Annotated in this window: 6 protein-coding genes; all 6 read left to right on the forward strand. The window is 74.1% G+C overall.

The window, feature by feature from the left end:
* Positions 1 to 5 precede the first annotated feature (5 nt).
* Genes FR742_RS06220 through FR742_RS06245 form a run of 6 tightly spaced genes read left to right on the forward strand, consistent with a single transcriptional unit; the run spans position 6 to position 13,895 of the window.
* Positions 6 to 9,692: a type I polyketide synthase gene (locus FR742_RS06220; protein WP_187281021.1), complete on the forward strand. Its 9,687-nt coding sequence runs from the start codon at positions 6 to 8 to the stop codon at positions 9,690 to 9,692.
* Positions 9,693 to 9,736: 44 nt separating this feature from the next.
* Complete coding sequence (locus FR742_RS06225) at positions 9,737 to 10,588, forward strand: 3-hydroxyacyl-CoA dehydrogenase family protein (RefSeq protein ID WP_148030048.1); 852 nt, start codon at positions 9,737 to 9,739, stop codon at positions 10,586 to 10,588.
* A 15-nt stretch (positions 10,589 to 10,603) separates the two neighbouring features.
* Positions 10,604 to 10,858 carry an acyl carrier protein gene (locus tag FR742_RS06230; RefSeq protein WP_148030049.1) on the forward strand — a complete coding sequence of 85 codons (255 nt, stop codon included), beginning with the start codon at positions 10,604 to 10,606 and terminating at the stop codon, positions 10,856 to 10,858.
* Positions 10,855 to 12,021: an acyl-CoA dehydrogenase family protein gene (locus FR742_RS06235; RefSeq protein WP_148030050.1), complete on the forward strand. Its 1,167-nt coding sequence runs from the start codon at positions 10,855 to 10,857 to the stop codon at positions 12,019 to 12,021. The genes FR742_RS06230 and FR742_RS06235 overlap by 4 nt, the downstream gene beginning before the upstream one ends.
* Positions 12,012 to 13,091 (forward strand): HAD family hydrolase, encoded by a 1,080-nt coding sequence (locus tag FR742_RS06240; RefSeq protein WP_148030051.1) that lies wholly within the window; start codon positions 12,012 to 12,014, stop codon positions 13,089 to 13,091. The genes FR742_RS06235 and FR742_RS06240 overlap by 10 nt, the downstream gene beginning before the upstream one ends.
* A 9-nt stretch (positions 13,092 to 13,100) precedes the next feature.
* Entirely contained in the window at positions 13,101 to 13,895 is a 795-nt protein-coding gene (locus FR742_RS06245; protein ID WP_148030052.1) for a thioesterase II family protein, read from the forward strand.
* Positions 13,896 to 13,975: the final 80 nt, after the last annotated feature.

A 13,975-nucleotide genomic window follows, 5' to 3' on the forward strand; every position in this document is an offset into this window, starting at 1 on the left:
CGGAAATGAGGTCCGCAGACGTGATCGACGACATCGAGGCCGAGAGCTCCGGTACCGACATCGCCATCGTCGGCATGTCGGGCCGCTTCCCGGGGGCGTCCGACGTCGCCGAGCTGTGGTCCGCCATCCGGGCCGGCGTGTCCGGGATCACCCGCTTCACCGACGACGAGCTGCGCGCCGCCGGCGTCCCCGACGACCTGCTGGCCGACCCCGCGTACGTGAAGGCCGCGCCGGTGATCGAGGACGTCGAGCTGTTCGACGCGGCCTTCTTCGGGTTCAGCCCGAAGGAGGCGCAGATCCTCGACCCGCAGCACCGGCTGTTCCTGGAGCACAGCCACGCGGCCCTGGAGGACGCGGGCTGCGACCCCCGGCGCTTCGACGGCTCGATCGGGGTCTTCGGCGGCTGCGCGCACAGCTCGTACATGCAGAACAACCTGCTGCCCAGCGGCATCGGCGCGGTCATGGGCGACCTCGCGCTCGGGCTCGCCAACGACAAGGACTCGCTGACCACCCGCGTGGCGCACACGCTGGGGCTGTCCGGCCCGACCTACGGCGTGCAGAGCTACTGCTCGACGTCGCTGGTCGCGGTCTGCGCCGCCGCCACCAGCCTGGCCGGCTTCGAGTGCGACCTCGCCCTGGCCGGAGGCGTCGCGGTCAGCGTGCCGCAGCGCGTCGGCTACCTCTACCAGCAGGGCGGCATCTCCCCGCCGGACGGCGAGTGCCGCGCCTTCGACGCGACCGGACTCGGCGCCCCGCTCGGCAGCGGCGTCGGCGTGGTCGCGCTGCGCAGGCTGGAGGACGCGCTCGCCGACGGCGACCAGATCTACGCCGTCATGCGCGGCTGGGCGGTCAACAACGACGCCGGTCGCAAGGCCGGGTTCACCGCGCCCGGCGTGCAGGGCCAGGCCGCGGTGATGGCCGAGGCGCTGGCGAGCGCCGACCTGACGGCCGCCGACATCGACTACGTCGAGGCGCACGGCACCGGCACGGCGCTCGGCGACGCCGCCGAGCTGGCCGCGCTCCAGCAGGTCTTCCACGGGCAGTCGCTGCTGATCGGCTCGGTCAAGACCAATCTCGGCCACCTCGACCGGGCCGCCGGGGTCACCAACCTGATCAAGGCGGCGCTCGCGCTGCGCAACGACGAGATTCCGCCGACGCTCAACCTCACCGAGCCCAACCAGCAGCTCGGCGCCGGTGACGCCCGGCTTGAGGTGGTCACCCGGCGGCGCGCCTGGCCGCGCGAGTCGGGACACATCCGCCGGGCCGGGGTGAGCGCGTTCGGCATCGGCGGCACCAACGCGCACGTCGTGCTGGAGGAGGCGCCGCTGGTCCCGAGGACGGAGGAGGAGCCGCGCCCCGAACCGCTGGTGTGGTCGGCCCGCACGGCCGCCGCCGCCGACGAGATGACCGAACGCCTCGCCGCGCACCTCGCCGGGCCGCTCGGCGGGACGCGCCTCGCCGACGTGGCCCACACGCTGCAGAGCGGGCGGCAGGTCTTCGGCCACCGCAGGATGCTGGTGGCCTCGTCCACCGCCGAGGCCGCCGAAGGCCTCCGCGACGGGGCGGTGCTGGGCCGCGCGGAGAGCCGCGCCGACCGGCCCGTCGCCTTCCTCATCGCCGGGACCGGCGAGCAGTACCCGGGCATGGCCGCCGAGCTGTACCGCACCGAGCCCGTCTTCCGTAAGGCGCTCGACGAGTGCCGCACCGTCCTGCGGGGCCTGATGGGCGGGACCGACCCGCTCGCCGAGATGCTGGCCCCGCGCGCCGAGGCCGGCGGTCTGGGCGCGCTGCTCGGCCGCGGCCCGGCCGCCGCGGCGACCCCGACCGCCGTGCTCCAGCCCGCGCTGTTCGCGGTCGAGTACGCGCTCGCCACCCTCGTGCAGTCGTGGGGCGTCCGGCCCGCCATCCTGGCCGGCTACAGCCTCGGGGAGTACGTCGCCGCGTGCCTGGCCGGGGTGCTGTCGCCGGAGTCGGCGCTCGCCCTGGTGGCGCACCGCGCGCGGCTCATCGGCGCGCTGCCCGAAGGCTCGATGAGCGCCGTCCCGCTGTCGGCCGCCGAGGCCCGCGAGCGCCTGGCGCGGGCCGGGATCGCCGGCGTGGACGTCGCCGCCGTGAGCGGTCCCGAGCTGACCGTGCTGGCGGGCGAACCGCACGCCATGGCGGCCGTGCGGGCCCTGCTGGAGGCCGACGCGGTGCCGTGCCGGCCGCTGGCCACCACGCACGCCTTCCACTCGGCCATGATGGAGCCTCTCCGCGAGCCGCTCACGGCGTGGATCGCGGAGAACGTGACGCTGCGCGCGCCTCGCGTGCCGTACGTGTCCAACGTGACCGGCACCCTGGCCACCGCCGAGCAGGTCACCGACCCCGCCTACTGGGCCGAGCACATGTGCGCGCCGGTCCAGTTCGACGCCGTCCTGGCCACCCTGCTGCGGGAGGAGGACGAGGCGGCGCTGCTGGAGATCGGGCCCGGCCAGTCGCTCGGCGCGATGGCCCGGGGGCACCGCGACTGCGCCCGCGAGCGCTGGCCGCTGGTCGTCGGCACGCTGCCGGGCGCCCAGGACCCGCGCCCGGCCACCGCCGTGCTGGCCGAGGCCGTGGGGCGGCTCTGGCTGGCGGGCGTGCCGGTCGACTGGGCCGGCTACCGCCAGGACCGGCCGGTCGCCAAGGTCGGCCTCCCCACCTACCCCTTCCAGCGCCTGCGCTACTGGGTCGACCCACCCGCTGCCGACCGCCCCGCCACCCCGCACGCCGCCGTCCCTGGTGCCGCCACACGCACCGCCGCCGATCCCGCCTCGGGCGTCCTGGGTGTTTCCTCCGGTACCGCCTCGGGCGCTGCCGCCGGTACCGCGTCGGGTGCCGCCTCCGGTCCCGCCTCGGGCGTCGCCTCCGGTGCCGCTTCAGGCGCCGTCCGAGGGGCTGTCTCCGGCGATGGGTCCGAGCCGCATGTGCGGTTGATGGCCGCGCGGTGGACGGCCGCGCCGGAGTCGCCGCCCCCGGCCGTGCAGGTTGCCCGCTGCGTGCTGCTGGCGGGCCGCGCCGAGGTGGCCGGGGTTCTGGCCCGTACGCTCGACGCCGACGGGCTCGACGTGGTGACCGTCACCTCGTCGGACGCCTTCGCCGAGACGCCGGACGGTTACGCCATCGACCCCGGGTCGGCGGCCTGCCATGCCGAGCTGGCGGGACGGCTGGCCGATGGCGCCCCCACGGTCCTGGTGGACCTGCGACTCCTCGACAGGGAAGATCCCTCCGCCGACGGCCGCGACGAGCTGCCGCCCCTGGCCCGCCTGCTCGACGCCTGGGGCGACTCCGGCGGCGGGGCCCGGATCATCCTGGCCACCTCGGGCGGCCAGGCCGTCACGGACGGCGAGGTGCCCCACCCCGCCCAGGCCGCCGCCGCCGCCCTGCCGATGGTCGGCAACCAGGAGTACCTGAACCTCGACTGCGCCGCCGTGGACCTCGACCCGGCCGCGACCCCCGCCGAGCTCGCCGCCGCCCTCGCCGCCGAGATCCGCCGCCCCTCCGGCGAGGTCTTCACCGCCTACCGCGACGGCCACCGCCTGATCCGCACCTTCACCCCCGAGATCCCCGCGCAGGGTCCCGAAGAGCCCGGCCAGGCTTACGGAGAGCCCGGGCCGGCGGCCGCGCGGTCGACCGGGCCCGCTACGGCGCCCTCGCGCGCAGCCGCGGAGGTCGGCGCGGGGTTCGCGTCGGAGCCCAGTCAGACCGGGTTCACGGTTCGCCGGGGTGGGACGTATCTGATCACCGGTGGGCTCGGGGACGTCGGGTTGCTCGTGGCCGAGCACCTGGTCCGGGCCGGTGCGGGCCGGCTGATTCTGACGAGCCGGGGCGGGGTGCCCGAGGAGGACGGCGACCCCCGCAGGGAGGGGGTGCGCCGGTTGCGGGAGCTGGGCGCCGAGGTGCTCACCCCGGTGGTCGACGTGACGGACGCCGCCGCCATGCGCGCGATACTCGACGGCGACGTGCGGGTGGACGGCGTGGTGCACGCCGCCGCCGACACCGGCCAGGACACCTTCCGCCCGCTGCGCGACCTGGACGCCGAAGCCGTCGAGCGGCACTTCGCCGCCAAGGTGGGCGGCGCGCTGGTCCTGGAGCGGGTGCTGGACGAGCTGCCCGCCGACCGGGTGCCCGGCTTCTGCCTGCTGTTCTCGTCCACCTCCGCCGTGCTGGGCGGCATCGCCTTCGCGAGCTACGCGGCCGCCAACGCCGCGCTGACCGCGATCGGCCGCCGCAACCACTCCCGCCGCACCCGATGGCTGAGCGCCGCCTGGGACACCTGGTCGGTCACCCTCGGCCGGGTGGAAGGCGGCCTCGGCGCGGCGATGGCCGCCCACTCCATGACCGCCGAGCAGGCCCTCGCCGCCTTCGACGAGTTGCTGGCCGCCGCCCGGCCCAGCCTCGTGGTGGCCGCGGGCGGTCTGGACGACCGGCTGCCGCACGCCATGCCCGCCGACTTCACCGGCCCCGAAACGGGTGCGGGGAGCGGCGACCGGTTTCCCCGCCCGGAACTGCCCCAGCCCTACACCCCGCCGCTGTCCGCGGTGGAACGCGACCTGGCCGGCCTGTGGTCGGAGGTGCTCGGCGTCGAGCCGGTGGGCACCCGGGACAACTTCTTCGACCTGGGCGGCAATTCGCTGGTCGCGCTCCAGATGCTCGCGCTGGTGAAGAAGCGGTTCGGCGTCGCGGTGCCGACCGTCTCGCTGTTCGAGGCGCCGACCGTGGCCACCCTGGCGGCGATCCTCGACGAGCGCGGCGCGAACAAGCCGGCCGCCGCCCGGCCCGCGCTCCGCGTCGCCGAGGCGCCTCCCCGCGACGCGGGCGAGCCCGCCGACGACCGGCGGATAGCGATCGTCGGCATGGCCGGCCGCTTCCCGGGCGCGTCCGACGTCGGCCAGTTCTGGCGCAACCTGCGCGAAGGCGTCGAGTCCATCACGTTCTTCTCCGAGGAGGAACTGCTCGCCGCCGGGGCCGACCCGGAGCAGATCAAGGACCCCGCGTACGTGCCCGCCCGGCCGGTGCTGGACGACATCAGCGGCTTCGACGCGTCCTTCTTCGGCATGAGCCCTCGGATGGCTGCGATCAACGATCCGCAGCAGCGCGCCTTCCTGGAGGTGTGCTGGGAGGCGCTGGAGCAGGCCGGGTACGCCGCGCCCGAGCACCGGGGCCGCGTCGGCGTGTTCGGCGGCGCCAACATCAGCACCTACCTGCTGCGGATGACCGACCACCTGCTCGGCGGCGGCCAGCAGGAGGTCAGCGACTTCGAGGTCATCATGGGCAACGACAAGGACGCCCTGACCACGACCGTCTCGTACCTGCTCGACCTGTACGGCCCGAGCGTGGCCGTACAGACCTTCTGCTCCACCTCGCTGGTCGCCGCCCACCTGGCGGTGCGGAGCCTGCGCGACGGCGAGTGCGAGCTGGCGCTGGCGGGCGGCGTCTCGATCCGGGTGCCCGACCGGGTGGGCCACCTGTTCGGTCCCGGCGGGCAGGAGTCGCCGGACGGGCACGTGCGCGCCTTCGACGCCCGCGCCAGGGGCAGCATGTTCGGCGACGGCGCGGCGGCCGTGCTGCTGAAGCGGCTGCCCGACGCGGTACGCGACGGCGACCACATCTGGGCGGTGATCCGCGGCTCCGCCATGAACAACGACGGTGCGCTCAAGGTCGGCTACACCGCGCCCAGCGTCGTCGGCCAGGCCAGGGTGATCGCCGACGCGATGGCCGACGCGGGCGTCACCGGCGAGGACATCAGCTACGTCGAGGCGCACGGCACGGCCACCGAGCTGGGCGACCCGATCGAGGTGGCCGCGCTGACCCGCGCCTTCGGCCCCACCAGGGACAAGGGGTACTGCCCCATCGGGTCGGTGAAGACCAACGTCGGGCACCTGGACCGGGCGGCCGGCGCGAGCGGCCTGATCAAGACGTCGCTCGCGGCCCGCGAGGGCGTGATCCCGCCCAGCCTGCACTACACCAGCCCCAACCCCGACATCGACTTCGACGACAGCCCGTTCTACGTCAACGCCGAGCTGTCCCCGTGGCGCACCCGCGACGGACGCCCGCGCATCGCGGGCCTCAACTCCCTGGGCATGGGAGGCACCAACGTGCACATGGTCATCGAGGAGCCGCCCCGCCGGCCCGATCCGGGGCCGTCGGCCCGCCGCTACCAGGTGCTGCCCGTCTCGGCACGCAACGCCCCCGCGGCCGACGCCGCGGTGCGGCGGCTCGGCGAGCACCTGGCCGCCGAGCCGGGGGCGCGGCTGGCCGACGTGGCCTACACGCTCCAGGCCGGGCGCAAGACGTTCGAGCACCGGCGGGCGCTGGTCGCCGCCGACGGCGCCGCCGCCGCGGCCGTCCTCACCGGGTCGCGCCGGGAAGGGCTGCTGGGCCGGGTGGAGACCGTGCAGGGCCGCCGGACGGGCTTCCTGCTTGCGGGCGTCGGCGAGCAGTACCCCGGCCTGGCCGGCGACCTCTACCGGCACGAACCCGCCTTCCGCGCCGCGCTGGACGAGTGCCTGGCGCTGCTGGAGAACGACCTCGGCGACGCCGGCCTCGCCGACCTGCTGACCGGCGACCGCGAGGCGGGCGCCGACCTGGCCACCCTCCTCGGCCGTGCACCGGCCGGCGGGGCAAGCTCGAACGGCGCGCTCACGAACCGGTCGCCGGTCGACGGGGAGGGCTCGAACGGCGCGCTCCCGGGCCGGGCGTCCGCTGGTGGGGAGGGGCGGAACGCGGCGCTGCAGCGTACTGAAGTGGTGCAGCCCGCGCTGTTCGCCGTCGAGTACGCGCTGGCGCGGACTCTGATGTCCTGGGGTCTGCAGCCCGCGATCATGCTGGGTTACAGCCTCGGCGAGTACGTCGCCGCGTGCCTCGCGGGAGTCCTGTCGCTGCCCGACGCCATCGCCCTGGTGACGCACCGGGCGCGGCTGATCGCGGGGCTGCCGCCGGGCGCCATGCTGGCGGTGTCGCTCCCGGCGGACGCCGTGCGCCGGCGTTTCCGGCTGGAGGAGCGCGGGCTCGACGTCGCCGCCGTGAACGGCCCAGGGACGGTCGTCGTCGCCGGGGCGGTGGACGCGGTCGAGTCGCTGGCCGCGGACCTGCGGGAGGCCGGGATCGCGTGCCGCCCGCTGGAGACCACCCACGCGTTCCACTCCCGCATGCTGGAGCCGCTGGGCGACGAGCTGACCCAGTGGATCAAGGCCGAGGTCACGCTCAACCCGCCCGCTCTCCCGTACGTCTCGAACGTGACCGGCGCGCTGGCCGACGCCGAGCTGGTGTGCGACCCCGGTTACTGGGCCAGGCACATGTGCGCGACCGTACGGTTCCAGGACGGGATCGAGACGCTGCTGGCCGAGCCGGAGCTCGCCCTGGTCGAGATCGGCCCCGGACAGTCGCTGGGCGCGCTGGTGCGCGCGGGGGGCTGCCCGGCGGAGCGCTGGCCCCTGATCACCCACACGCAGCCCGCCGCGAACGACGCCAGGCCGGGCGACGAGGCGCTGGCGGACTGCCTCGCCCGGCTCTGGCTCGGCGGCGTCACCGTCGACTGGGACGCCTATCACGGGCGCGTCGAGGGCGCCGACCCCGTGGGGCTGCCCGGGCGGATCCCGCTGCCCACCTATCCGTTCCAGCGGCAGCGCTACTGGATCGACCCGCCCGCCCGGCGTGAGATCGACCGGGGGGCGGCCGAGCCTGAGGACCTGTTCGAGGCCATCACCAGCCTGCCCAAGCTACCCGAGGACGAGTGGCTCTACCTGCCCGTGTGGCGGCAGACGGCGCCGCCCGCCCCGGCGGACCGTACGCCGGGCTCGTGGCTGGTCTTCACCCGCGACGGGCTCGCCGACGAGGTGCTGGCGGCCCTGCGCGGGACCGGCGCCGCCGTCACGCCGGTCCGCCCCGGCGAGGCGTACGCGGCCACCGCCGACGGCCACACGGTCAGGCCGGGCCACGTCGCCGACATGCTCGCCGTACTGCGCGACCTGCGCGCGGCCGGACGGCCCCTGGAGCGTGTCCTGCACCTGTGGAACCTGGAGCCTGCGGCGCACGAGCCCGGCGTCCAGGACACGGGCGTCCGCGACACCGACATTGCGTACGGTCTGCACACGCTTGTCGCGCTTGCCCGGGCGGCCGGCGAGTCCGGTATCGGTGAATGGTCGCTCGACGTGGCCGTAGCCGGGACCCAGCAGGTGCTGGGCGAGGAGGTGGCCCACCCCGCCGGCGCCACGCTGCTCGGGCCGTCCCTGGTGATCCCGCTGGAGTACCCAGGAGTGACCACCCGCCTGATCGACCTCCCGGCGGGCCCGTCCGCGCGCGACCTCAGCGGTCTGGCCGCCGAGCTGGCCCGCCCGCAGGAGGACCGCACGGTGGCGCTGCGCCACGGCCGCCGTTACGTCCCCGACTACGCCCGCATGCCCGCCCCGCCGCTCCCCGCCGGCCCGGCCGCCGACGCCACCGGGCTGCGCCGGGGAGGCGTCTACCTGATCACCGGCGGGCTGGGCGGCATCGCGCTCGGCCTGGCCGGGCACCTGGCCCGCGACTACCAGGCCAAGCTCGTGCTGCTGGCCAGGCGCGGCCTGCCACCGCGAGTCGACTGGCCCGCCGTCCTGTCCGGCGAGCGTCCCGCGGACGAGGTCACGCGGGACAGGGTGCGGCAGGTGACCGAGCTGGTCGCGCTGGGAGCGGAGGTCGAGGTCGTCACCGGCGACGCCGCGAGCGCCCGGGACGTGCGCCGGGCCGTCGAGGCGGCGACCGAGCGCTTCGGCGCGCTGCACGGCGTGCTGCACGCCGCCGGCGTCCCGGCCATGGGACTGATGCAGTTCAAACGGCCCGAAGAGCTGGACGAGGTGCTCGCCCCCAAGATCGGCGGAACGCTGGCGCTGGCCGAGGCGCTGCGCGTCGGCCGGCCCGACGAGGTCGAGCTGGACCTGCTGGTGCTGTTCTCCTCCATCACCTCCGCCACCGGCGGCGGCCCCGGCCAGGTGGACTACTGCGCCGCCAACGCCTTCCTGGACGGCTACGCCTGCCGTCTCGCCGCGACCGGGCGCCGGGTGGTGTCCGTCGGCTGGGGCGAGTGGACGTGGAACGCCTGGGAGGCCGGGCTCGACGGGTACGAGGAGGCGCTGCGCGACTTCTTCAGGAAGAACCGGGCCCGCGTCGGGATCGGGTTCGCCGACGGCTGGCGTTCGCTGCTGCGGGCGCTGTCGACCGGCGAGCCGCGGGTCGTCGTGTCCACGCAGGACTTCCCCACGCTGGTGTCCGGCAGCTCCCGCTTCACCCTGGAGGCGGTCACCTCTCCCGCCATCGGCGGCGGCGGCGAGCGCCATCCCCGGCCCGAGCTGGTCACGTCCTACCAGGAGCCCGACGGGGCCACCGAGGAGGCCATCGCCGCGATCTGGGGCGAGTCGCTCCGGCTCGACAAGGTCGGCGTGCTGGACAACTACTTCGAACTGGGCGGCAACTCGCTGCTCGGCGTCGCCATCGTGGCCGCGGTCCGGCGCGCGTTCGAGCTGCCGGAGCTGCCGCCGCACATCCTCTACGAGGCGCCGACCGTGGCCGCGCTGAGCCGCACCGTCGACGCGCTCGTCTCGGGCGCGGCCACGGCCGCCTCCGACGGCGGCAGCCAGGTGCGGGCCCAGCTGCGGCGTTCGGGCCTGGAGGCCTCGGCCGCCCGCAGACGCCGCTGACCACCGGACCCAAGGAGCGAAACGATGAGCAGAACGGAGATGACATGACTGTGACCGGGGTGATCGGCGCCGGCGTCATGGGAGTCGGCGTCGCCCAGAACCTCGCCGCGACGGGGCACGACGTCGTGCTCGTCGACAAGGACGAGGAGACGCTCGCCGCCGCGCTGGCGGCCATCACGCGCAACACCCGGATGAGCCGCCTCATGGGCGGTCCCGCCCTGGACCCCGACGAGGTGCTGTCCAGGATCACCACCGCCGTCGGGGCCGCAGGCGCGGCCAAGGCGGAGATCGTCATCGAGAACGTGACGGAGAACTGGGACGTCAAGCGGGAGGTGTACGAGACGCTCGACGCCGAGTGCGGCCCCGGCACCGTCTTCGTGGTCAACACCTCCGCCATCCCGATCACCAAGGTCGCCGCCGTCACCGGCCGCCCCGACAGGGTGATCGGCGTGCACTTCATGAACCCGGTGCCGGCCAAGCCGGTCGTGGAGCTGATCCCCGGCTTCCACACCTCGCCGGAGACGATCGAGCGCACCGAGAACCTGCTGCGCGCCATGGGCAAGAAGGCCGTGCGCGTCAAGGACTCGTCCGGCTTCGTCTCCAACCGGGTGCTCATGCTCACCGTGAACGAGGCGGCCTACCTCGTGCACGAGGGCGTGGCGGACGCCGCGTCGGTGGACGAGGTGTTCCGCGGCTGCTTCGGCCACCCCATGGGACCGCTGGAGACCGCCGACCTGATCGGCGTCGACACGATCCTCTACAGCGTCGAGGTGCTCTACGAGCACTACGCCGACAGCAAGTACCGCCCCTGCCCGCTGCTGAAGCAGATGACGGACGCGGGGCTGCACGGCCGCAAGTCCGGCAGGGGTTTCTACACGTACGCGTCAACGAACTGAAAGGGAGCCGTATCCATGTCTGCTACCGCGAAGGACCAGATCCTCGCCTTCGTCCGCGAGCGTTACCCGCAGGCGGAGATCGACGCATCGCAGGACATCTTCGCCCTCGGCTTCGTCAACTCGCTGTTCGCGATGGAGCTGGTGATGTTCGTGGAGAAGACCTTCGAGCTCACCATCCCCAACGAGGAGCTGCGGATCGACAACTTCCGCACCGCCGAGTCGATGGCGAGCCTGGTGGCCAAGCTCTCGGCCGACCTGGCCGCCGCGTGACGCTCACCGACCCGGCGCCGGCCCTCGGGACGGGCGCCGGGCAGGTCACCGACCGCCGTTCGGCCCGCGCGTTCGTCGACACGCACGTCGTCCCGTACGCCGACGCGTACGACCGGGTCGGCCGCGTCCCGGAGGAGCTCATCGAACGGGTCGCCGAGGCGGGCCTGTGGGCGCCCTTCCTGCCGCCCGGCTCGGGCGGCGCCGGGATGGACATGGTCACGCTGGGGGAGGTGCACGAGGAGGTGGGGCGCGGCTGCTCCTCCCTGCGCAGCCTCCTCACCGTCCACACCATGGTGGCGTGGACGGTGCAGCGGTGGGGCACCGCCGCCCAGCGCGAACGGTGGACGCCCGCCCTCGGCAGCGGCGACGTGCTCGGCGCGTTCTGCCTGTCGGAACCCGGCGCCGGCAGCGACACCTCGGCGATCACCACGACCGCCGTCGAGTCAGGCGGCGGCTGGGTGCTCAACGGGGTCAAGAAGTGGACCACGGGCGGCCAGCGGGCGGACCTGTTCCTGGTGTTCGCCCGCACGGCCGCCAGCATCGGCGCCTTCTTGGTGAGCAGGGACGCGCCGGGGGTCCGGGTCAAGCCCATCGACGACATGCTCGGCACCCGCGCCTCGATGCTGGCGGAGATCTCCTTCGACGACGTCGTGCTCGGGCCCGACGCGCTGCTCGGCCCGAGCGGCTTCACCGCAGGCATGGTGCTCACCGGCACCCTCGACCTGGGCCGCTACAGCGTGGCCGCGGGGTCGCTGGGCATCCTCCAGGCGTGCCTGGAGGCGTCCTCCGCGTACGCCGCGCACCGCAGGGTGGGCGGCTCGGCGCTGCGGGAGCTGCCGCTGATCCAGGCCAAGCTGTCCGACATGGTGACCGACGCGCGGGCGGCCAGGCTGCTGCTCGCCGAGGCCGGCCGCCTGAAGGACGCCGGCGACTCGGCGACGCTCATGGCCACCTGGATCGCGAAGTACTTCGCCTCGACGGCCGCCGTGCGGCACGCGGCCGAGGCCGTGCAGATCCACGGCGCCAACGGGTGCAGCCCGGACTTCCCGGTGGCGCGCCTGTACCGCGACGCCAAGGTGATGGAGATCATCGAGGGCAGCAACGAGATCCAGCGGATCACCATCGCCGGCCAGGCGGAAAGGGAGAAGACGACATGTCCGTGACAACCGCGGCCACCGCCGCGGCCCCGCTCCCGGAGAAGCCGAAACAGGGCCGCATCAAGTGCATCGTGTGGGACCTCGACAACACCCTGTGGAACGGGGTGCTCCTGGAGGACGGCGACGTCACCGTACGGCCCGCCGTCGTCGAGCGGATCCACGAACTGGACCGCATGGGCATCCTGCACTCCGTCGCCAGCAAGAACGACAGGGACGCGGCCATGGAGAAGCTGCGCGCCCTCGGGCTGGAGGAGATGTTCCTCTATCCGCAGATCAACTGGAACCCCAAGTCCGACTCCATCCGGCACATCGCCAAGGCGCTCAACCTCGGCCTGGACGCCTTCGCGTTCGTCGACGACCAGGAGTTCGAACGCGCCGAGGTGGCCCACGGGGTCCCCGAGGTGACCTGCGTGGACATCCTGGAGCTCGACGAGGCGCTGGCCCGGCCGGAGTTCCGGCCGCGCTTCGTCACCGACGAGTCGGCGCTGCGGCGCGGGATGTACCGCAGCCAGATCGCCAGGGACGAGCTCGAAGGCGATTTCGTCGGCACGAACGAGGAGTTCCTGGCCGGCCTGGAGATGTCCTTCACCATCGCGCCCGCCAGAAGGGAGGACCTGCAGCGGGCCGAGGAGCTGACGGTGCGCACCAACCAGCTGAACTCCACCGGGCGCACCTACTCCTACGAGGAGCTGGACGCGCTGCGGGAGTCGCCGGACCACCTGCTCCTGGTGGCCTCGCTCACCGACAGGTTCGGCGGCTACGGCAAGATCGGCCTGGCCCTGGTGGAGAAGGGCGAGGACGCCTGGTGGCTGCGCATGATGCTGATGTCGTGCCGGGTGATGTCGCGCGGGGTCGGCATGGTGCTGCTCAACCACATCCTCCGGCTGGCGGTGGACGCGGGCGTGGCCGTACGGGCCGACTTCGTGGAGACCGGCCGCAACCGCATGATGCAGATCACGTACGCGTTCGCCGGGTTCGGCGAGGTCAGCAGGGACGGCGCGCACGTCGTGCTGGAGGCCGACCTGACCGCGGTGCAGCCGCCGCCCGCGTACGTGAGAGTCGAGATCGTCGAGTGAGGGACCGAGATGACCGTCTATGACGAGACGACCGACGGCCTGCTGACCAGCTGGCTGCCGTTCCGCGCCCTGACCGGCGCGGAGCCCGGCGCGCTGCCGCTCTACTGCCTGCCGCACGCGGGCGGCTCGGCGTCGGCGTTCCGGCTGTGGCAGCGCGAGCTGCCGGGGATCGCGGTCCAGCCGGTGCAGCCGCCCGGACGGGAGAGCCGGCACAAGGAGCCGCCCTACCTGCGGATGGAGCCGCTGGTCTCCGACCTGGCCGACGCGGTGCTCGCCGACGTCGACCTGTCGGCGGCGGGCCACAGGTACGCCCTGTACGGGCACAGCCTGGGCGCCATCGTGGCCTTCGAACTGGTCAGGGAGATCAGGCGGCGCGGCGGACCGCAGCCCGTGCACCTGTTCGTCTCCGGCTCCGACGCCCCGCACGTCACCTACGAGGGCGGGCCGCCGGTGCGCGAGATGACCAGGGCGCAGGTGGTCGCGCTGCTGCGCAAGCTGGGCGGCACGCCGGAGTGGCTGCTGGCCGACCCGGGGGCGCTGGAGATGATCCTGCCCGCCGTGCAGGCCGACTTCACCGTCAAGGAGACCTACCAGTACACGGACGAACCGCCGCTGGCCGTGCCCATCACGGCGATGCCGAGCGGCGCCGACCCGCGGGTCGCGCCGGCGAAGGTGGCGGCCTGGCGGGACCAGACCGCGGACGAGTTCGCCCTGCACCCCTTCGACGGCGGCCACTTCGCGGTCTTCGAACAGGCGGCCCGCACCCGCGGCATCGTGGCGGAGGCGCTGCGACCGTGGGTGTGAAGGCGCACCGGGCCGGTCCGGACGGAGGCGCTGCGGCCGTGGGTGCCACGGCTTGGCAGGCTGGTCTGGACGGAGGCGTC

The sequence above is a fragment of the Nonomuraea sp. C10 genome (assembly GCF_008017515.1).
In the GTDB taxonomy this organism is placed as follows: domain Bacteria; phylum Actinomycetota; class Actinomycetes; order Streptosporangiales; family Streptosporangiaceae; genus Nonomuraea; species Nonomuraea ferruginea.